Source organism: Salegentibacter sp. BLCTC, assembly GCF_015143665.1.
In the GTDB taxonomy this organism is placed as follows: Bacteria; Bacteroidota; Bacteroidia; order Flavobacteriales; family Flavobacteriaceae; genus Salegentibacter; species Salegentibacter maritimus.
In genome coordinates, this window is the sequence record NZ_WYEW01000004.1 from 188,741 (window position 1) to 210,050 (window position 21,310).

The following is a 21,310-nucleotide window of genomic DNA, read 5'->3' on the forward strand; positions in this document are numbered from 1 at the left end:
CTGATTAAAAGTTAACATTGAGTCCTACTGAAAGCACTTGTGAGTAAGGATAGGTTTTTCCATCGCTCCAACCTCCTAATCCAACAGATTCAGGATCAAAAATATCTATCATGTTAGAGAGGGTAAGCAAGTTTTCTCCAGAGACATATACTCTAACTCTCGAGTCGTTAAACGAATTAAAAGAATAACCAAGTTGTACATTTTTTAATCTTATATAAGAGGCATCCTGGATATAACGAGATTGAGTTTGTTGGTTTTTACCACTTCCAAAAATTGGTCTTGGATAGTATGAGTCCAGGTTAACATCGGCTAAGCCAGCCTGAACCATCTGCGAGTCTTCATTTCTAAAATAATCAAGATGCTCATTGAAACCTGCAGACTGCCACATTCCTCCGTTGGCACCCCAAAAGTAAGGGCCGTTTGGCATATAATCCCTTTTGCCAAAGCCTTCCATAAATACTCTAAAATCAAAACCTTTGTAGTCACCATTTAAATCAAGCCCAAACCTGTAGCGAGGCGTAGAATTGCCCAAAATAGTTAAGTCGCCTGTGTCGCCCAATGTACCACTACCAGAATTTACTTCTCCGTCTCCATTTAAATCGGCATACATAATATCCCCGGCTTCCCAGTTACTACCAAGTTGACTTTGGCTGGTATTGGCTAAGTGATTTTGCATTTCTTCATCGGTTTTTGCAATTCCAAGCGTGGTGTAACCCCAAATTTCGCCCATTTTTCTACCGTTGTACCAATCCCAGATATTATTTGTAGGGTTTGGATAGCTTACTACTTTTTGTTGAGAATCAGAAAGAACTCCTCTAACGCTATAATTAAAATCACCAATCTTATCTCTCCAGTTAAGTTCTAATTCAAAACCATAAGACTCCATATCGGCATTGTTAATTCGCGGTACGGCAGTTCCCAGAATAGCAGGTAGTTCAGGTGCCGGGCCTACCATATCTATGGTTTTTCTGTTGAAATATTCAGCACTTAGATTCAACCTGTTTTTTAATAGTGCCATATCCAGCCCTACATTCCAACTTGTTACTCGTTCCCAGGTTAATAAAGAGCTAACCAGGCCTGGAGCACTTGCGGTGTTTGGTCTTTCGCCGTTTAATAACCAGCTACCATTGGCCGTACCTACTGGCATAGATTGATAGAACGGGTACCAATTATTGGTGTTTTGATTTCCTAATTCGCCATATGAGCCTCTTAACTTAAAAAGTTGAATGGTTTTCTTCCATTTCCAAAAGTCTTCTTTTGCAACATTCCAACCGGCAGAGATAGATGGAAAAAGGTTCCAACGTTTGTCATTTATAAATCTTGAAGATCCGTCATACCTGGCATTTAATTCTAATAAATATTTTTCTCTAAAGTTATAGTTTAACCTTCCAAAAAATCCGGCTACAGACCAATGTTGGTACTGTCCTTCTGTAGCTCTACTTTCGTCTGTAGCGGTGTTTATCGTAGGTAAGTCGGGAGTGATCAATCCACTTCTTGATGCGCCTATGGTTCTATATTTAGTGACTTCAGAGTTAAAACCGGCCATCACTTTAAAATTATGATCTTCATTTAAATCAAAAGCGTAATCTGAATAAATATTTGTACTGAAATAATCTTCTTTTCTATTGTATTCGTATACAGAACTGTACCCGGGAGAATTCCATCCTACCGGAACTGGATATGGATTCCCGGCAACATCATAGCCGTATGCAGGTAAAACTTCTGCATGGTTATTAATATTGGTGATTTTATAATTCCCAATAGCGTAAATATTCCAGCCTTCAAGCGGAGTAATTGTGAACTGTCCCTGCATAAATAATTTATCTGTGAGATTATCGGTTCTTCCTCCATCTTCTAACTGAATTATTTCTCCAGAGGAATCAGTAAAATATCCATTAGGATCCCTTACAGGAACAGTAGGCCATCTACGGGCAATATTATGATAGAAAAGACCACCTTGCTGGGTAGGTTTATTATAGTTTTTTCTTGAAAAACGAGTACTATAATTAAACTTGACGTGTTTTGATATTTCGGTACTCAATTTTCCCGTAAAATCATATTCATCTAGCCTGTCTTCACCATACGCTAATAAACCACCTTGATCTACCAATCTTGCTGAAGTGTAATATGTTGTGTTTTCAGAACCTCCGCTAAGGCTTAAGTTGTGTTCCTGGGAAAAGGCAAAATCTTTGTAAAGTTCATCAAACCAATCTGTATTAGCATTGGATCCGGTATAATATTGGTATCTGTCTCCGGCCGCATTTGGTACTGTTCCATAATCTATTTCTCCTGCCTGATATTGAACAATTCTGTCAATAACTTCTTGAGAAAAAGGAGGAGCCTGTCCTGAATTGCCGGCAGCCTCATTCCAATATAAAGCAAATGTATGAGAGTCCATCATTTCTGGAACTTGTATGGGCGAAGTGAACCTGAAATTGTTTGAGTAGGTTATTCTGGGTGCACCAGATTGCCCTTCTTTAGTGGTTACTAAAATAACACCAAAGGCCGCCCTGGAGCCATAAACTGCTGATGCAGCAGCGTCTTTTAAAACAGTGATCGACTCTATATTTTGTGGGTTAATTGCGTCTAACGATGCTTCCATCCCGTCTACTAAAACCAAAGGAGCAGAATTAGATCCCGAACCAATAGTACCGGCCCCTCGTATATTAAAATTAAGTCCGGAGTTTAATTCTCCCCCAAGACCTGAAGTTTGAAAATTTAGACCCGGTACAACTCCCTGAAGCATCTGACTTACTTTTGGAACAGGTCTTGACTGTAATACATCCGAGTCAACTGTGGTCACGGCTCCGGTAAGGTTAGCTTTTTTCTGGGTACCGTATCCTACCACCACCACTTCTTGTAGTGCAGCGGCTTCTGTTTGCAGTTGTATGTTTAGGTTGGTTCTGCCTTCTACAGGAACTTCTTTAGTAGCATATCCAATATAAGAAATATTTAAAATTGCATTAGCAGGGACTTCAATACTAAATTCACCGTCAAAGTTGGTCATAACCCCATTGCTGGTTCCTTTTTGTATAATGTTTGCGCTTGGAATAGGTATTCCGGTTTCAGTTTCGGTCACTATACCTTTAACTGTTATGGATTCTTGCGCGAATAAAAACGATTGGCATGATAGGAGTATCATGCAAAAAGTAAAAATTTTTTTCATCATTTAATTTTTATTGGTTTGTAGTTAGTTAACTCTTTTTTTATAGAGTTGGTAAAGTTTTAATAGCTCGAGGTTTGTTTACATATTTGTCTGGTTTTGTTTGTGAAAAAATGACTGGTTTTAAGATTAGAAAAGAGATTTTGAAGGTGTTTTTTGCTTCTAAATGCTAAATATTTTAACGAGATCGTTTTCGTACATAACAATTTCTTAACGAAATTATAAATATGTTAAATAATTTTATACTTTGCAGGAGTACATTTGGGTTACATTAATATTACTTTTAGGTTATCGTATATTTTTAAGTATCTGTAAATAAGTGTGATATGATTTTTATTGATTTTTTGCTTTTTAAAAAAATATTCTTGAAAGGGTACATTTTGAAAATGTTAAGACTTTTATTGCTTCTCATCTTATTCTTTTCTAATCTAATGATAATGTATGCCCAGGAACCTGTTTTACAGTTTAAACATTTAGATATAAGCGATGGGTTTTCTGATAATAGAATAAACCGCGTGGTACAGGATGGGAATGGGGTTATTTGGGCAGCTACAAGGTTGGGTATAAACAGGTATGATGGTGAAAAAATAAGAACCTATATTTTAGGCGAGAATATTTCAATTTTTGATTTGCAGGTTGTGGATAATTCCAAAATACTGTTAGCTACCAGTAGGGGGCTCTATACCTATAAAAGGGAAGACGATCGTTTTGAATATTATGATGCAGAAGGAATTACAATTAAAAAGAACCAGGCAATCTTTAGTATCTCAACTAGCGATTCCCTTGATTTTTGGATTGGGGGGAGTGGAGATCAGCTTTATTATGTAAAGGACACCGAAAATATAATCCATTTTGATGCATATAAGCTTAATAAGAATTTTCCCAATACTATTTTAACTTCTTTATTACAGGTAGATAATAACAATTTATGGATAGGTACTAGCAGCGGCGAAGTTTGGCATTTTAACGTTAAAGAAAATGAATTAAAGCCATTACCCAAATTGAATAACTCTTTTGCTGTAAATGATCTTGCTTTAGACAGCCTTTCACAGCTATGGATCGCAACTGGCGGAAATGGACTTTTTAAATATAATTTAAAGTCTGAAACGCTCGAGCATTACAGAGCCAATTCAAAGGAAGGGGAGAGCGTAAACAACAATATCGTACTTGCTTTATACAAGGGGGAAAACCATAGAATTTATATTGGCACCGATGGCGGAGGAATCAATTTATACCAGCCTCAACAGGATAACTTTATTTATTTAAAACAGAAACCGGGAGAATGGGGGCTAAGTGATAATTCAGTTATTTGCTTCGGAAAAGGCTTACATAATACAGTTTTGGCCGGTACAGTACACGGTGGAATTAGCTATTTTAAGGATAGGATTAAGGTATATAATGTTCCTCCAGAAGAACTGGCATTCGGTAAGGATAAACAGGGATCTAGAATATTGGAAGATTCAGAAGATATGCTTTGGATATCAGCAGGAAGAAATGGATTACGAAAATATAACCCCAGAACGGGAGACCTGGAAATTTTTATAGATGATAGGGAAAACGAGAATGATTTAAGTGGAGACATTGTTTTATCTATGAAAGAAGATAAGGAAAGGAGAATATGGGTAGGTACGCTTAGGGGAGGTTTAAATGTCTACGATAAAAAGAAAAAAGCATTTTTAACTTTTCCCGAACAAAAAGAATTAAAGTCTATTTATGCAGTTGAGGAAGATACAAAGAATAGAATGTGGGTTGGTACTGGAAACGGTATTTTTATTTTTAATAGAGACCTGGAGGTTTTAAAAAAAATAAATACTTCCAATTCAAAGGGTTTAAGCGACAATACGGTTATTAGTATTTATAAAGATGCTAAAGGCGAAATGTGGGTAGGAACACAAAACGGACTTAATCTTCTATCGGCAAAGGGGGAGCATCTACAAGTATTTAAGTTTTCAAAATCTGATAGTACAAGTTTAAGCTCTAATCATATTCTATCCATAAATGAAGGCCCTGACTTATCGGTTTATGTAGGGACTTATGGTTTCGGATTAAATAGGTATTCCAGAAGAAATAAAACCTTTGAAAGAATTGGAGAGCAAGAAGGTTTACAGGGAAAAATAGTTAGAGGTATTCTTACAGATGAACATAAAAATGTATGGCTTAGTACTAATCTTGGTTTAAGTAGAATAAAAGATAGCGTTATAAGAAATTTTGGAATACAGGAAGGAATTCCACCATTTCATGGAGGGCAGGCAAGTTATAGTAGCACTGGCCGTATTTATTTTGCTGGAAATGAGGGTTTATCATATTTTAATCCTGAAAGTATGGAAGATGAAATATCTAAACCACAGGTTTTCTTCACCAGTTTTACAATAGTTGAAGAAGATGGGATAAGAGAGATTGATCCTGCCGTTTTTAGACATAATAAAGAAGCCGGCGTTTTAAGGCTTAAGCCAGGTTATAGTCTTTTTACTGTTAATTTTTCCAGTTCTAATTACTTTGATCAGGAAGGCACTGAATATTTCTATAAGTTAGAGGGCTCCAATAACCAATGGCATTCATTAAATAAACGCAAATCACTTACTTTTTCTAATCTTGCTCCGGGAGATTACACATTACACGTAGCTGCACGAACAGATACAGGTGAGCTATCACAGGAAGAAGCCAATATTCAAATTAAAGTTTTGCCTTCTTTTTTTCAAAGGCGTTTAGTACAGGTCTTATTGGTGCTTTTTATTGGATTAATAATACTTTTTATTGCACAATGGCGTCATAGAAATATTATTAAACAAAGAGATAAGCTTAAAAAAATAGTTGCACTTAGGACCAAAGAAGTTGAAAAAGAAAAAGACAGAGCCTATAAAAATGAACTTGATTTATTGGAAACCGAAAGGCAAAACGAACTGCTTAAACAAAAAAGGCTTAGTGATGAATTACATTTTAAAACCGAAGAACTTACCAACAGTACACTTAGAACTGTACATAAAAACAATTTATTGGTAGAAATAAAAGAAAAGTTTGTCGCCGAAGAAAAAAAAGACCCCCAGAATAAAGAATTTCTTAAAAATATTATCGAGAAAATAGAAGATAGTCTTGCCATAGATACCGAGTGGAAACAATTTTACCACATTTTTAACCAGGTGCACCCGGGATTTATACCAAGTTTAAAAGAAGAGAATCCCTCGCTTACCGATAGGGAGTTACGACTGTGTGCCCTCATAAAATTAAACTTTCCTTCGCAGCAAATAGCTACTTTGTTTGGGATCTCCTTAAACTCTATAAAAGTTGCCCGGCATCGGTTAAGAAAAAAACTGAATATGGAAGAAGGTAGCTCTTTTGAAGAATTTTTTGAGTCGAAGGGGCTTTAGTGCTTAGCCTTGTCTTTAAATTGAAAAGTTTTTCAGAAAGGTTTCAATCGATTTTTTGCGTGGTTTTTTGCTCAATATTAATGATGTAAACAATCAGGTTGAAAAGAGATAAAATTATAGGGTTGAATCTTTTATAAAGAAACTATTTTCTAGTATTAAATGGGGGATTTCCCCAGTGGTATTTGAGGTTTATTAGCTGTAAATTAAGGATGAATTTTAGTTAGGATTTATTTTATAAAGTATGATACAAAATTACTTTAAGAGTAAAAGATAGAAATTTTACAATCTCAAAATCTCAAAATATTCTAAAAATACTCACTTTATAACAATAGCCTATAAAAAGTTTTTAAGTCTAACTTAATTTCTGTGCTATGAACCCTTTCAATATATTTATCGAAAATTATAAGACTGCTACGGCCGGTTTTCCAATTTTAGCTAAAATTTTCATTTTGCTAATTCTTGCCTGGATTGTAATTGCTGCTATTTTTGCAGTTTTGGGAACATTAAACCTTATATTTTAAAGCTAAAGATATAGTATATAGCTTGCGTACCAGAAGACAGGCTTACTATGTATATTTTTCTGGCCTTAGTGCCTTCGTGAAAACCTGTATTCCCAATTATAGGTTTTTTAGCTTTGGGAATGCTTATCCCTAAATTTTTTTAAACCTACGGCTTGCCCATTTAACCTAAGCCTATATTCCATATTTTAAATTATAAACAACTATTTTTTAGGCTTATATCAAATTTTGAATGTTTCATTACCAAAAAAACACACCTTGTATCATTACTAGCTATTTCACATAGATTGCATCTTAACTTTAGGATATAATTAAAAACAAGCTTGTACCTAAACTGTTTATAAATCCTAAAATTAATTGTTATGAAAACACTAATCGTTATTTTGATGCTTGTGAGCTTTAGCTTTAATAGCCACGCACAGCTAATTACAGAACTAGAAGAAACAAGAATAGACTATTCACCTCTTATTTATATAGAAACTAATAATCCTGATGAATATCTTTATAAAATAAAGGATGATCACACTATTGATTTTTTGAAAAACCCTATGGCATTTATGGAATCTTACTTTGATATCTCTCAATTTATAGAGCAGGTAAGGTATAAAGATTACGATTCTTATTTAGTGCGTTTTTCCACAGATAAAGGATTTCTTGAAGCAAACTACTCTAAAGATGGAGCGTTAAAGCGAACAAGGCAGCATTTTAAAAATATTGCGTTGCCTCTTGCGGTTAGAAATGAGTTGTGGAGGCAAACCAAGGGCTGGAGCATGGTTAAGAATTCTTATGTGGCCAAAGGTAATGGCCGTTTATTAGATAAAGAGCTTTACCGAATTAAAGTGGTGCAAAATGACAAAACTAAAATTATTAAAATTGATCCCAAAGAGTTGAATAAAGAGCCTGTTGCAGGTATGTAAGGGCTTTCAACCTATTCGATAATCCAGGCTTTATGTCCTTAAAACTTGTCTTCAATACAAAAAATCCATGTAATGCCTAAAAGGCTTGTTAGAAGGAAATAGCTGGAATAATGCCTGTAAAGTTATGATTTGGTTAAATAGAAAACTAAAAATCCTTTACAGGCATTTGCTATGTGTTTACTCTATATTCTTAATATTATACTCTTATACCTGCAGGTTTACTTTATAGCACATATTAGTTAGTTTACATCAAAATATAAAATACCTACAGCTAGAAATGTTCGTTTTACTGCATCAAAATATTTGTTTTCAGATGTTTATATGTTGGAAAATCGGGGTCATCAGGAAAAATATTTATAAATTACATAGGTAAAGCCTTTAATGTAAAAATTATGAAAGCACTTATAGTAGATGACGAAGAACTGGCAAGAAAAAGAGTGCTTAACCTGCTTGCCGAAGTAGAGGAAATTCAGGTTTTGGGAGAATGCACAAACGGGAAGTCTGCTATAACACAAATTAATAAACTCAAACCAGAATTAGTTTTTCTTGATATTAATATGAAAGATATGAATGGTTTTGAAGTATTAAATAAGCTTCGTGTAATCCCCAAACCTGTAGTTGTTTTTGTAACTGCTTATGATAATTATGCCACAAAGGCTTTTGATGTAGATGCGTTCGACTTTCTCTTAAAACCATTTAGGGACGAGCGTTTTTTTAAAACCATAAAAAAGGTATTGCATATTTCGAAAAATGAAGCCCAGGAAAATTTTGAGAAACGTTTACAAACTTTGTTTGAAGTTTATAAAAAAGACCAGGCGAATACGAGTATTCCATTAAAATTGCCGGTAAGGCAGGGCAATAAAACAATTTTGTTAAAGCCCGAAGATATCAGTTATATATGCGCTTCCGGCTATTATGCCGAAATTTTCTCTAAAGACAACAAATATGTTCTTCGGGAGTCTTTAAATAACCTGAACGATTTTTTTAAAGACCATGCTTTTTTTAGAATTCATAGATCAGTAATTGTTAATCTAAATCATATCAAGGAGATTGTACATTCAGATTTTTCTGAAGTAGACGTAAGGATGAAAGACGATAAACTATTACGCATAAGTAAATCTCATAAAAAAGAATTATTCGAAAAACTTGGAATTTAAATACTTTGCTATGAGCCTTTCAACATTTAAAAATAAATATATAGATGGCAAGCTTATTTTGCTCTTAGCTGCATTTTATACTTTATTTAATTTTGTCTATTTGGGTAAATTGGCCTACATGCGTGCTTTTGTTTACAAAGAAATTGTGGAGTCCTGGCATAACATTATAGTTCACAACCTTCTTATGGATTGGTTTATAGTTATGGTTTATATGACTTTAATAGCCATAAGTACTAAACGTTTATTAGATAAAAATTACTCCTGGATAAAGATTTTTTTGCTTCATACCTTGTTTTCAATTTTAATAGGATTTGTAATTAGGTTTTTTTTCGACCTCTATGGAATTATATTGGGGCGCATGAGTTTTGCCGATTATAGCTTAAAGGCAAGTATAGACCGAATGATATTTGTAATAGATCTTAATTTCCTGATCTATTTTGCAATGATTTTTATTATTTACACCTATTACTATTTAAAGCAAGTTAAGGAAACCCAAAAACAAAAGGCATTGTTAGAGTCTCAGCTTACCAATACACGAATGAAAATGTTGTCTTCTCAACTCCAGCCACACTTTTTGTTCAACACTTTAAATTCAATTTCGGTATTGGTAGAGATGGATGCCAAAAAGGCTCAGGATACTATTGCAGATTTAAGCGATTTACTTCGGGAAATTTTATATAGCGGCGATAATTATAAAGTAACTTTAAAAAAGGAATTGAGAATGTTAGAATATTATTTGAACATTCTTATGCTAAGGTTTTCAGATCATTTAACCATTGAAAAAAAGATAGATGAAAAGCTCTTAGATCATTTAGTACCGTCTTTGCTCCTGCAACCTATAATAGAGAATTCTGTAAGGCACGGTTATTCATACCATAATACACATTTAAAAATTGTAATTAAGGTATTTAAAGAAAAAAACTACCTGGTACTTAGTGTTTATAATAATGGTAAGGCACTAACCAAAAAACAAGAAGCACTATTGGATAAAGGGATAGGGATTTCTAATACCCGGGATCGTTTAAAAACACTTTATGGAAAAAAGGCAACTTTTAAAATTCAAAATAAAAATTCAGGCGTGGAAACCTTAATTAGAATTCCGTTTTCCAAAACCTGATTTTAATTTTATGAGCGCCAGGTATGGTAGTCTCAAAAAGTAAAGATAGGTTTAACTATTTTTTAAAGCTTGGTTTTCAGAGCTTAACCTGAATTTCATTAATTTAAGCAAAGATTTTAAAAAATAATAATTATGAAAAAAATACTCTTTTTAACCGGAGATTTTGCCGAGGATTACGAAACCATGGTGCCTTTTCAAATGTTGGTAATGCTTGGATATAATGTTCATACTGTTTGCCCGGAAAAGAAAATAGGGGATAAGGTAAAAACCGCTATTCACGATTTTGAAGGAGACCAAACTTACACTGAAAAGCCAGGCCATTTATTTGAGCTTAACTATAATTTTGATGATATAAATATAGAGGATTACGCGGGACTTGTAATGGCAGGTGGTCGCGCTCCAGAATATCTTAGGTTGAATAAAAAGGTAATAGAATACACCAAGTATTTTTTTGAAAAAGATAAGCCAGTTGCAGCCATTTGTCACGCTATTCAAATTCTTACAGTGGCAAATGTTTTAAAAGGAAGAACGCTTACAGCATATCCAACTATAGGGCCTGAAATTGAATTGGTAGGAGGTACGTATAAAGAAGTTGATCCTACTGAAGCAGTAGTAGATGGTAATTTAGTGACATCGCCTGCCTGGCCGGGGCATTCGGCTTTTATTAGGGAGTTTGTAAAACTTCTGGGAGCTAAAATTGAGATTTAAATAGTTATTTTATATTCTCAAAGAACATCTAATTTAGTACGCTTATTTTCCAGCTGTAAATTCTCTGTATTGAAATACAATAAATGGCCTCTACTGTAGTATACTACCTATAGGGCCTTTTAAGTATTTATCTTAGATTCAATAAAGTTTTGAATGGTTTCAACAGGTGTTTTATAATTAAACCAATTGGTTTCCTTGTCTTTTTTAAACCAGGTTAATTGTCTTTTTGCAAATCTACGGGTGTTCTTTTTAATCTCTGAAATTGCAGTTTCCAGAGATTGGTTTCCTTCTAAATAAGCAAAAAGTTCTTTATAGCCAACCGTATTTAGAGCGTTTAATTCACGTTTTGGGAATAGGTTTTTAGCTTCTTCTATTAAACCTTCTTTTATCATAATATCTACCCGTTTGTTTATGCGGTCGTAGATGATATTACGGTCGGCATCAAGTCCTATGCTTATTGCGGTAAAATTACGGGTTTTCTTAGGTTGGTTTAGGTATGAGGAATAAGGTTTTTGGCTACTTATACAAACTTCCAGTGCCCTAATTAGGCGATGAGGATTTTCTATATCTACAATTTTAAAATAATCTGGATCCAGTTCCTGTAGTTTATTTTGTAAAGGAGTGAGGCCTTCTTTTTCAAATTTTAGGTTCAAATCTTTTCTAATTTCTGAAGAAACCTCGGGAAAATAATCTAAGCCTTCTAAAACACTTTTAGTGTAAAGGCCACTACCTCCCACCATAATTACGATATTTCGCTCCTTAAATAATTCATCTAACTTTTCAAGGGCTTCAGTCTCAAAATCTCCTACATTATAAGTGTCTTGAATAGAGATATGCTGAATAAAATGATGCTTAGCTGCTTCTAATTCCTCTTTCGAAGGAACGGCTGTACCAATGGTCATTTCTTTATAAAACTGCCTGGAATCTGCTGAAATTATTTCAGTAGCAAACCTATTTGCCAGTTCTATGGCCAAAGAGGTCTTACCAATGGCTGTGGGACCTACAATATTTAAAAGATAATTAGTGTTCATTAAGTGGCTTTCCGCAGTTATGGCAAAACTCGGCATTGTCTAAGTGTTTAGTTTCATTACAATGTGGGCAAGCCTGGGTGTTTTTAGGGATTTTACCTCTTTGCGAACGGGTAATTTCTGAAGTTACGATTCCTGTAGGAACTGCAATAATGCCATAACCTACTATCATTATAAATGATGCTATAAAACGACCCAGGGGGGTTATAGGATGAATATCTCCAAAACCCACTGTAGTAAGGGTTACAATAGCCCAATAAATGCTAAGGGGTATATTATCAAAACCGCCTTCTTCACCTTCAACTAAATGCATTACCGTACCCATTATAATACAGATTATAAGTACAGCAAATAAAAAAACAATAATTTTGGGCCTGCTATTACGCAGCGCCAGTAAAAGTCGGTTAGATTCACCTATATACCTGGTAACTTTTAGTACCCTAAATATTCTAAGTAACCTTAAAGCTCTAACAGCAAAAAGTAAATTGTGGCCTCCAAAAAGAAAGGCGAGATAGGTTGGTAGCGTTGAGAGTAAATCTACAATGCCGTAGAAACTAAAAATATAGTGTTTTGGTTTTTTTATAGAGATTATCCTAAGAATATATTCTACACTAAAAATAAAGGTGATAATCCACTCAGCTATATAGAAATGCCAGTAGTATTTTGTGTTAAGGGAGTCTACACTTTCTAGCATTACAAGCACTATACTTATGGCAATTACAACAAGTAAGGCTACATCAAAAAACTTTCCGGCCGGGGTGTCGGCTTCATAGATAATTTCGTGAAGCTTTGCTTTCCAGCCTGATTTTGGTTCTATTTTTGGCAAAAACTTAGTGATTTAGTAATTATTCAAATTTAAATAAATTAGTCAAGCCAGTCACTAATTTGGAGGTTATTTAGCCAATGGGTTTAGTGGAACTATTTTTAACCTGGAATTTCGGCGCAAATAGCTTTGGATAATGTGCTGGGAGTCCCGGTCGTTTTTCATGGGAGTAATTATAGACCTCACAATATCTATATTGTTAATTTGATGATTCAGGTTAAAATAGCCAATTCCCTTAAATTCACCATCTTCAACCAATAGAACGCTTTTTTCATCTACTTCGCGCCCACGATCTATAACAAGCATATTTTGATTCTTGTATGAGTGCTGGTCTATGAGGAGCTTAACTCTTTGATTATAAGTTTCAAAAGATTCTTCTTCAATGCAGGAACCTTTGCATTTTTCTATACTATAGTTAAAACAATTTCCAGTACCTTTTTCCAGATGGCAAAGACGGCGACAAAGCTCATATTCATCTACCCACTTTTCCAGGACATTTTTAGCCCTCTTTAATGAAGAAAAGCTGGTAATACTATTCTTTTTTCCCGCCCTTGCTATATATAGGTTTATATATCCATTTTCATTGGTAGAATGATAAAGTGCGTGACTAAAGATATTCTTTTTTAGCGCTTTGTTATATTTAGGCTTGTTTTGTTTTATCTCCCGGTTTTCCTTTAAAAGTGCGGCGAGTTCGTTCCCTGTAGCTTCATAGCTTACCGAAGTAACTTCGTTTTGCATTTGCCTTGCTTTGCGATGTTCGCTGGTAAAATGCTGGGTAACCCTTTTTTTGATGTTTTTACTTTTCCCAATATATATAATATCACCTTCGGCGTTATGAAAGTAATAAATACCTGTGATGCCGGGTAAGTCTTCCAAAATGTAAACCAGTCGCGTATCTACCTGCCTTTTAGGTTCTAACTTTACAGCGTCTTTTAAAATGTTTTTCTCTACGTCTTTGTCTAATAACATTTTGAAAAGCTTTACCGTAGCCTGGGCATCTCCGCTAGCTCTATGCCGGTCGCTTAATGGAATTCCCAAGGCCCTAACCAGTTTCCCCAGGCTGTAGGACTCCTGACCCGGAATAAGCTTTTTGGAAAGTTCAACCGTACAAAGCGACTTTCTTTCAAAATTAAAACCTAATCTTTTAAATTCGGTACGAAGTATACGATAGTCAAATTTTGAATTATGTGCTACTAAAACACAATCTTCGGTTATTTCTACAATGCGTTTAGCAACCTCATAAAATTTTGGGGCATTGCGAAGCATATCGTTGTTTATACCAGTGAGGTTAACCACAAAAGGCTGAATGGCTTTTTCAGGATTAACAAGGCTTATAAACTGGTCTACTATTTTTAAACCATCAAACTTATAAATAGCAATTTCGGTAATTCCTTCTTCGTTATATTTACCTCCGGTAGTTTCTATGTCTACAACTGCGTACAAAAAATATGCTTCTGTTTTAATTAATTTCTAGCTCCAAAAATATGGCTTCCTATGCGCACCATATTGCTTCCTGAATTTATGGCAATTTGGTAATCGCCGCTCATCCCCATGGAAAGTATTTTCATATCTGTATAGCGTTCCTTAAAATCTTTAAAAACCGATTTGAGGTGATCGAACTCTTTTTTTACCTGTGCCTCATCATCTGTAAAAGTAGCCATTCCCATGAGTCCTTTTACTTTTACATAATCTAGTTTTTTAAATTCATCTGAATCTAAAATCTCTTTAGCTTTTTCAGCCGAAATTCCATATTTGGTATCCTCTTCTGCAATTTTAATTTGCAACAGGCAATCTATGCACCGACCATTTTTGTCGGCTTCTTTATGAATTTCTTTCAATAATTTTAAACTATCTACTGCGTGGATTAAAGCCACATAGGGCGCCATGTATTTTACTTTGTTTCGCTGCACATGCCCCACCATATGCCATTTAATATCTTTAGGAAGTTTTTCCCATTTTTCTGTCATTTCCTGAATCTTATTCTCACCAAAATCTCTTTGGCCCGCTTCATAAGCTTCTAAAATATCGTCTACGGGCTTGGTTTTTGAGATAGCAATAAGCTTTACATCTTCGGGTAAATCTTCCTGAAACTTTTTTATGTTATCTGAAATGTTCATGCAACTATTTTTTGTTGATTTCAAACTCGTAAATGGTTAATCCGTTTAATAATTTGGGTTCAATATAAGTGCTTTTTGGTGGCATAGTTAAACCTTCATCTGCGGTTTCTTTAATTTCTTCTATACTTAACGGAAGCATTCCAAAACCTACGGCAAACTCTCCTTTATCTATACGGGTTTTAATTTCTATAAGATCATTTTTACCGTGAATATAAGAAATACGCTTATCATTTCTTAAATCCTGGATTCCTAAAATTGGCTGAAGCACTTTTTTATACAGAATGTAAGGGTCTAATTTACTTAAGGAATTATCAAATTCATAGTTTGTTTTGCGCAAATAAAGGGAATAAAATTCCCCATCTAAATACATATTAAAATGATGTTTTTGCATGGGTTTATAAACTTCCATACCGTGATTTTCAATTCGGAAATATTGATCTAACTCAATAAGGAACTCTTCTTTGGTATGCCCGTTTAAATCTGTTATTAACCTACTAAACTCATGAATCTTTAAATTGCTTTCTGAAATTAGATAGCTCATAAAATAGTTGTAAGCTTCTTTTCCCGTATGGTTCTCATTGGCCTTTTTGGACTCCTGGGCCAGCAAGTAGGAAGAGGCGCTTCTATGATGCCCATCGGCAATATACAGATGGGGCATTTTATCAAACTCTTCTTTAATTTGCGCTACTAAATTTTCCTCATCAATTTTCCATAAATAATGAATTTCCCGGTTGGCAGTGGCAAATTCATATTCGGCACGAGTTTTCATAACCTTGTTAATTACTTCATCTATCCTGGTGTTGTCCTTATAGGTTAAGAGTACCGGTTCGGTATTAAAGCCTACCACTTTAAGGTAATCTTTGAACATTGTCTCTCGGTGGGCAATGGTTTCTTCGTGTTTTTTAATAAGGTTATTTTGATAATCTTCAGCACTGGCGGCAGCAATAATTCCGCAGCAACTACTTTCCCTGCTTACTATTTTATAAAGATAATAGGCCGGTTTTTCATCTTTTATAAATGAATTTTCTTCTTTAAACTCTAAATAACGATTTTTTACCATTTCAAATCGCTGTCCACCGGTAATCTCGTGCTGGAATTTATAACCCGGATTTAAAATGTGTAAAAAAGAATAGGGATTATACTGTAAGATAGCCCTTATTTCAGCTTCGGTATAATCTTCAAAAGATTTTGTAGCTACAAGTCCGGCTTTTGCCCGTTGCGGTCTAACTGCTCTAAATGGAAGTATTTTGGTCAAAAGTAAATATTGAAATTCTGCTTATTTAATGGGGCTTAAATAAAATCTAAATTCGTCAAGCTAACCTACCCATCCGGTCTGGTGGGCCTGTTTTAGCTTGACGATTAAAAATTAATAGAAAACCCCATTAATTGGTTGCTTTATTTTATAATTATTTCCTCAAGAAATATTAGCACTTAGCTAAATTGTGAAGAAACTTTTTCGGCTTTTTTGCTTTCAGAATAATCATAAAAGCCTTCTCCCGATTTTACGCCAAGCTTTCCTGCCATTACCATATTGGTTAATAAAGGGCAGGGTGCATATTTTGGATTTTTAAAGCCATCATACATTACTTCCAGGATAGAATGGCAAACATCCAGGCCAATAAAATCGGCTAGTTGAAGTGGTCCCATGGGGTGTGCCATACCTAGTTTCATTACGGTATCAATTTCTTTAACTCCGGCAACATTATTGTAAAAAGTTTCAATAGCTTCGTTTATCATTGGCATTAAAATACGGTTGGCCACAAAACCCGGATAATCGTTTGCTTCAACAGGAACTTTATTTAAGCTTTCAGAAAGCTCCATGATGCTTTTAGTAACCTGGTCGCTGGTATTGTAACCGCGAATAATTTCAACCAATTTCATAATAGGGACCGGATTCATAAAGTGCATTCCAATAACACGTTCCGGGTTGGAAACTACCGATGCGATTTTTGTGATAGAAATTGAAGAAGTATTACTCGCTAAAATTGTTTTCGCCGAACAGTTTTCGTCTAATTGTTTAAAGATTTTAAGTTTAAGGCCCTCATTTTCTGTAGCAGCCTCTACAACAAGATCTATTTCTTTTACACCTTCAGCAATATCAGTGAATGTAGTGATGTTGTTAAGCGTTGCTTCTTTGGTGGCTTCGCTTATTTTTTCTTTAGAAACCATTCGGTCTAAATTCCCCGAAATAGTTTTCATTCCTTTATTTAGGTTTTCTTCAGAAATGTCTATAAGCTTTACCATATAGCCAAATTGGGCAAAGGTATGGGCTATTCCATTACCCATAGTGCCTGCTCCTATTACTGCAATATTCTTCATTTTGTGTGGTTTTATATGAATTGTAGTTTATTTTAAGCAACTAAAAATTTACTCGATAATTCGGGTTTATTCCAATAGTTATCGGAACTCCGACGCTTGCCTCGAAATCAAAAAACTTTGCATTTCATGCCTGCTTGGCTTGCCACGAACTAATTTACTTGCTAAAACTTTCAATTACTCCATTGGCAACCCGAAGGGCTTCGGCAGCCTGTTCTAGAGTTACTACCGGGGTAGTATTATTATGTATAGCATCGGCAAAGGTTTCTAACTCGTCTAATATGGCGTTGTTTGGGGAAACCTCAGGATTATCAAAATAGATTTGTTTTTTTACGCCTTCGGCATTTTGTAAGATCATAGCATAATCATCAGGTGTTTCCGGGGCATCCTTCATTTTTACAATTTCGCATTTCTTTTCCAGAAAGTCAACCGAAATATAAGCGTCTCGCTGAAAAAACCTTGATTTACGCATATTTTTCATTGAAATTCGGCTGGCGGTTAAATTGGCTACGCAACCGTTTTCAAATTCTATCCTGGCATTGGCAATATCGGGGGTATCGCTAATTACTGAAACCCCGCTGGCATTAATGTTTTTTACTTTAGATTTTACCACGCTTAGAACCGCATCAATATCATGGATCATTAAATCCAGAACCACGGGAACATCTGTTCCGCGAGGGTTAAATTCTGCAAGGCGGTGGGCTTCAATAAACATAGGGTTGTCAATTTTTGAAGCTACGGCCCTAAACGCCGGGTTAAAACGCTCTACATGCCCAACCTGGCCTTTTACACCATGTTTTTTTGCTAATGCAATAAGTTCTTCGGCTTCGGCAAAGGTATTGGTGATGGGTTTCTCTATAAAAAGGTGCTTCCCTATTGTAATGGTTTTTTTAGCTACTTCAAAATGGGAAAGGGTAGGAGTAACAACATCTACTACATCTACTGCTGCGATGAGGTCTTCTATGGTATCAAATTTTTTATAACCAAATTCCGCTGTGATCTTTTTAGCGTTTTCTGAGCTGGCATCATAGAAACCTACCAGTTCATACTTTTTAGATTGATTGAGTAATTTTAGATGTATTTTGCCAAGGTGTCCCGCACCAAGTACGCCAACTTTCAACATATTTTTTAGCATTTTTCACAAAAATAGTATTTTGATAGCAAATAGGTTAGCAATAAGGCGGTGAATCTCTCCCGATTTCAATTGGTAACTTTGACTTCTATTGAGTACTTTTGCACGTTAAACGAGAAATTAAGTGATTCAGGACAATTTTAGACATAAAGGAAAGAGGCAGCAATTGGTGAAAATCGTTAAGAAGAAGGGGATTACCGATAAAGCGGTTTTAGGTGCCATTGGGAAAATACCCAGACACTTGTTTATGGATAGTAGTTTTGAAGATCACGCATACCAGGACAAGGCTTTTCCTATTGCTGCAGACCAAACTATCTCACAACCTTATACGGTTGCATTTCAAACTGAAAAATTACAAATTGAAAAGGGTGAGAAGGTTTTGGAGATTGGAACAGGAAGTGGTTATCAAACCGCTGTTTTGTGTGAGTTGGGGGCCAGGGTTTATAGTATAGAACGTCAACGTGAGCTATACAGGAAAACAAAAATGTTCTTAAATAAAATAGGTTATCGTCCTAAACACCTAAGTTTTGGAGACGGCTACAAAGGAATGCCGGAATATGCACCTTTTGATAAAATTATAGTAACTGCGGGTGCTCCTTTTGTACCCAATGACCTTCTTGGGCAATTGAAGGTTGGGGGCAGAATGGTGATTCCGGTGGGAGAAGATGTACAAACGATGACGCTTTTTATAAGAAAATCTCCAACAGAATTTGATAAAACAGAGTTTGGACAGTTTAGATTTGTGCCCTTACTAGGAGATAAGAATTAATAGAGGTTTTTAAAAAGCTTTTCAATTTACCCTCATCCTAAATTCATTTTAGGATTTGAAATGACTTAATTTTTCCAGCTTAATAGATTCTGAAACGAGTTCAGTATGGCGTAGTAAACTACCTCGGGCCAAGCCCACGAGGCATTTGTTGAAAAACAATTTTTAATTTCGAGGCAAGCCTCGGGGTATTAACCTTTTGGCGTTACCAATAAAAAACTCCGGTTTAAAATATTTTAAACCGGAGTTTTGTGTTTAAGCTTTTTTGCTTATTTCTTTTTCTGTTGTTGCTTTTTTTGTTGTTCTGCCTGCTCCATCATTTCCTGCATTTTCCTGGCAAATTTACCTTGTTTTTTAGGTTTTTTCTTGTTCTCCTGGATTTTTGCGTGAATCTTATCTTCATCAATAATTACATACTTAATCACCAACATAATACCTATGGTAATAAGGTTAGAGGTAAAGTAGTACAATGAAAGTCCACTGGCATAGTTGTTAAAGAAGAACAACATCATTAGAGGAGACAGGTACATAATAAACTTCATATTGGGCATTCCCGGCTGTTGGGCCTGTTGCATACTCTGTCCAGTAGTCATCATCATATAAATAAAGATGGCAATAGATGCTAATATTGGGAATAAACTTACATGATCCCCGTAAAATGGTATATTAAACGGTAACTCAGCTATAGTATCATAGCTTGATAAATCGTCTGCCCATAAAAATCCTTTTTGTCTTAACTGGAATGCACTCGGGAAGAACTGGAACAAGGCATAGAAAACCGGAATTTGCATTAAAGCCGGTAAACAACCGCTCATTGGGCTGGCTCCTGCTTTACTATACAACTTCATAGTTTCCTGTTGTTTTTTCATTGCATTGTCCTTATACTTTTCGTTAATCTCATTAATTTCAGGACGTAAAACCTTCATTTTAGCCTGGGATAGATAAGATTTATAAGTAACAGGAGAGAGTACAATTCTCACTACAATGGTCATAACAATAATGGCGATACCGTAGCTTGGTAAAACTCCGCTTAAAAAAGCAAAAAACGGTATAAATACATATTTATTAATCCATCCAAAGATACCCCAGCCTAAGGGTACAACTTCATCCAGGTTACGGTCGTAATCGTTTAAGATCTTATAATCTGTTGGCCCGTAATACCAATTCATATTATAATTAAGTTCCCCGCCTTTTAATTCTAAAGGTAATTGTGCCGCAAAATCTTTGGTATAAACCGTGTCTATCTCTTCGTCTTCTACAAGGTTTTTAGAAACAAATTTTCCACGACTAAAAGGCGTGTCTGTTAATAAGATTGAAGAAAAGAAGTGTTGTTTAAAAGCTACATAGGTAATGTTCTCATCTTCCTGCTCTTCAAATTTACCGCTACCTAAATAATCATCGTTTCCATCATCATATTCGTAAATTAGGTCGGTGTAGCGATTTTCGTATGAAATACTTTTTGCGTGGCGGTAACCTTTTAGCTGCCAGTTCATGTTAATATCACGAGAACTGTTTAAAACGCCGTTTAAGCCCTGTGACCTTATGCTGAAGTCCAACATGTATTCGCCAGGCTTTAAAACATATCTATATTCCAGAAATTCGTTTTCTGAAACCTTAAGCTTCATAGAGATAATTTTATTATCTCCACTTTCGGTTACTTCAGGTTCAAAATAAAGGTTTTCGGTGTCTAATGTTCTTCCATCGGTAGTGGTGAAATTAATGTTGAAGGAGGCATTTCCATCCTTAATTAAATATACCGGGATAGAATCGAAGGTTTTGTAATTGGTTAACCTTGCTTCTGAAATATAACCACCTTTATTATCAATTTTAAGTTCTAAAACATCATTAGAAACTGTAGTGGTATTTTCTGTAGCCGATGGAAGGCTTGCCGAATAGCCAAAAGCACCTAAGCGTTCACGCGCCTGTGCAAGTGCGGTAGAATCTGTATTGGAACTTTGTAATTCTTGCTGTTGTTGTTCTGGTACCTGATTGGAGTTTTTGGTTTCGGGCGTTTCAACCTGTTCCGTTTCCTGCTGCGGATCTATTACTTCCTCTGAAGCACTATTGGTATATAACATCCAAATTAATATTCCACCAATAAGTATAAATCCAATTAAGGATTGAACATCAAATTTCTTTTCTTCCATGCTTTTCTAAACTATAACTTGCTTTTGGTCAATAAG

15 protein-coding genes are annotated in these 21,310 nt (G+C 35.2%); 6 read left to right on the forward strand and 9 right to left on the reverse strand.

Translation table 11 applies throughout. From position 1 onward, the window contains the following. Positions 1-4: 4 nt before the first annotated feature. Positions 5-3,142: a TonB-dependent receptor gene (locus GUB10_RS07085; protein WP_227740342.1), complete on the reverse strand. Its 3,138-nt coding sequence runs from the start codon at positions 3,140-3,142 to the stop codon at positions 5-7. A gap of 458 nt (positions 3,143-3,600) precedes the next feature. On the opposite strand from GUB10_RS07085, the gene GUB10_RS07090 reads away from it, so the two are divergent. From GUB10_RS07090 to GUB10_RS07110, 5 genes are all read left to right on the forward strand, one after another. Then, positions 3,601-6,528 (forward strand): two-component regulator propeller domain-containing protein, encoded by a 2,928-nt coding sequence (locus tag GUB10_RS07090; RefSeq protein WP_193710739.1) that lies wholly within the window; start codon positions 3,601-3,603, stop codon positions 6,526-6,528. Between the two features lie 880 nt (positions 6,529-7,408). Further along, positions 7,409-7,963, forward strand: coding sequence for a hypothetical protein (locus tag GUB10_RS07095; protein ID WP_193710740.1), 555 nt, complete (start codon positions 7,409-7,411; stop codon positions 7,961-7,963). A gap of 392 nt (positions 7,964-8,355) precedes the next feature. Continuing rightward, on the forward strand, positions 8,356-9,120 hold the full coding sequence (locus tag GUB10_RS07100; RefSeq protein ID WP_193710741.1) for a LytTR family DNA-binding domain-containing protein: 765 nt from the start codon (positions 8,356-8,358) through the stop codon (positions 9,118-9,120). A gap of 10 nt (positions 9,121-9,130) precedes the next feature. Continuing rightward, positions 9,131-10,237, forward strand: coding sequence for a sensor histidine kinase (locus tag GUB10_RS07105; RefSeq protein WP_193710742.1), 1,107 nt, complete (start codon positions 9,131-9,133; stop codon positions 10,235-10,237). A gap of 132 nt (positions 10,238-10,369) precedes the next feature. Then, entirely contained in the window at positions 10,370-10,945 is a 576-nt protein-coding gene (locus GUB10_RS07110) for a DJ-1/PfpI family protein (protein WP_193710743.1), read from the forward strand. Positions 10,946-11,064: 119 nt separating this feature from the next. Here GUB10_RS07110 and miaA read toward each other — a convergent pair whose 3' ends face one another. The 7 genes from miaA to GUB10_RS07145 all read right to left on the reverse strand — a co-directional run bounded on the left by miaA (position 11,065) and on the right by GUB10_RS07145 (position 18,352). Next, complete coding sequence (miaA, locus tag GUB10_RS07115; protein WP_193710744.1) at positions 11,065-11,976, reverse strand: tRNA (adenosine(37)-N6)-dimethylallyltransferase MiaA; 912 nt, start codon at positions 11,974-11,976, stop codon at positions 11,065-11,067. Further along, positions 11,966-12,799 carry an ion transporter gene (locus tag GUB10_RS07120; protein ID WP_193710745.1) on the reverse strand — a complete coding sequence of 278 codons (834 nt, stop codon included), beginning with the start codon at positions 12,797-12,799 and terminating at the stop codon, positions 11,966-11,968. Before GUB10_RS07120 ends, miaA begins: the two co-directional genes overlap by 11 nt. Before the next feature lie 66 nt (positions 12,800-12,865). Then, complete coding sequence (locus GUB10_RS07125) at positions 12,866-14,239, reverse strand: exonuclease domain-containing protein (RefSeq protein ID WP_193710746.1); 1,374 nt, start codon at positions 14,237-14,239, stop codon at positions 12,866-12,868. Positions 14,240-14,259: 20 nt separating this feature from the next. Next, positions 14,260-14,913: a YggS family pyridoxal phosphate-dependent enzyme gene (locus tag GUB10_RS07130; RefSeq protein WP_193710747.1), complete on the reverse strand. Its 654-nt coding sequence runs from the start codon at positions 14,911-14,913 to the stop codon at positions 14,260-14,262. A 4-nt stretch (positions 14,914-14,917) separates the two neighbouring features. Further along, positions 14,918-16,168 (reverse strand): DUF1015 domain-containing protein, encoded by a 1,251-nt coding sequence (locus GUB10_RS07135; protein WP_193710748.1) that lies wholly within the window; start codon positions 16,166-16,168, stop codon positions 14,918-14,920. Between the two features lie 176 nt (positions 16,169-16,344). After that, complete coding sequence (locus GUB10_RS07140; protein ID WP_193710749.1) at positions 16,345-17,232, reverse strand: 3-hydroxyacyl-CoA dehydrogenase family protein; 888 nt, start codon at positions 17,230-17,232, stop codon at positions 16,345-16,347. A 154-nt stretch (positions 17,233-17,386) separates the two neighbouring features. Beyond that, on the reverse strand, positions 17,387-18,352 hold the full coding sequence (locus GUB10_RS07145; protein WP_193710750.1) for a Gfo/Idh/MocA family protein: 966 nt from the start codon (positions 18,350-18,352) through the stop codon (positions 17,387-17,389). Positions 18,353-18,488: 136 nt separating this feature from the next. Here GUB10_RS07145 and GUB10_RS07150 point away from each other — a divergent pair, with 136 nt between their 5' ends. Beyond that, entirely contained in the window at positions 18,489-19,130 is a 642-nt protein-coding gene (locus GUB10_RS07150; protein ID WP_193710900.1) for a protein-L-isoaspartate(D-aspartate) O-methyltransferase, read from the forward strand. A gap of 266 nt (positions 19,131-19,396) precedes the next feature. Here the strand turns inward: GUB10_RS07150 and yidC are convergent, their stop codons facing one another. Next, positions 19,397-21,274: a membrane protein insertase YidC gene (gene yidC, locus GUB10_RS07155; RefSeq protein ID WP_193710751.1), complete on the reverse strand. Its 1,878-nt coding sequence runs from the start codon at positions 21,272-21,274 to the stop codon at positions 19,397-19,399. Between the last annotated feature and the right edge of the window lie 36 nt (positions 21,275-21,310).

Coding starts and splice junctions, on each gene's coding strand:
- GUB10_RS07105 (WP_193710742.1), top strand. CDS start 9,131: ATGAGCCTTTCAACATTTAAAAATAAATATATAGATGGCAAGCTTATT.
- GUB10_RS07095 (WP_193710740.1), top strand. CDS start 7,409: ATGAAAACACTAATCGTTATTTTGATGCTTGTGAGCTTTAGCTTTAAT.
- yidC (WP_193710751.1), bottom strand. CDS start 21,274: ATGGAAGAAAAGAAATTTGATGTTCAATCCTTAATTGGATTTATACTT.
- GUB10_RS07085 (WP_227740342.1), bottom strand. CDS start 3,142: ATGATACTCCTATCATGCCAATCGTTTTTATTCGCGCAAGAATCCATA.
- GUB10_RS07100 (WP_193710741.1), top strand. CDS start 8,356: ATGAAAGCACTTATAGTAGATGACGAAGAACTGGCAAGAAAAAGAGTG.
- GUB10_RS07145 (WP_193710750.1), bottom strand. CDS start 18,352: ATGTTGAAAGTTGGCGTACTTGGTGCGGGACACCTTGGCAAAATACAT.
- GUB10_RS07110 (WP_193710743.1), top strand. CDS start 10,370: ATGAAAAAAATACTCTTTTTAACCGGAGATTTTGCCGAGGATTACGAA.
- GUB10_RS07130 (WP_193710747.1), bottom strand. CDS start 14,913: ATGAACATTTCAGATAACATAAAAAAGTTTCAGGAAGATTTACCCGAA.
- miaA (WP_193710744.1), bottom strand. CDS start 11,976: ATGAACACTAATTATCTTTTAAATATTGTAGGTCCCACAGCCATTGGT.
- GUB10_RS07090 (WP_193710739.1), top strand. CDS start 3,601: ATGTATGCCCAGGAACCTGTTTTACAGTTTAAACATTTAGATATAAGC.
- GUB10_RS07140 (WP_193710749.1), bottom strand. CDS start 17,232: ATGAAGAATATTGCAGTAATAGGAGCAGGCACTATGGGTAATGGAATA.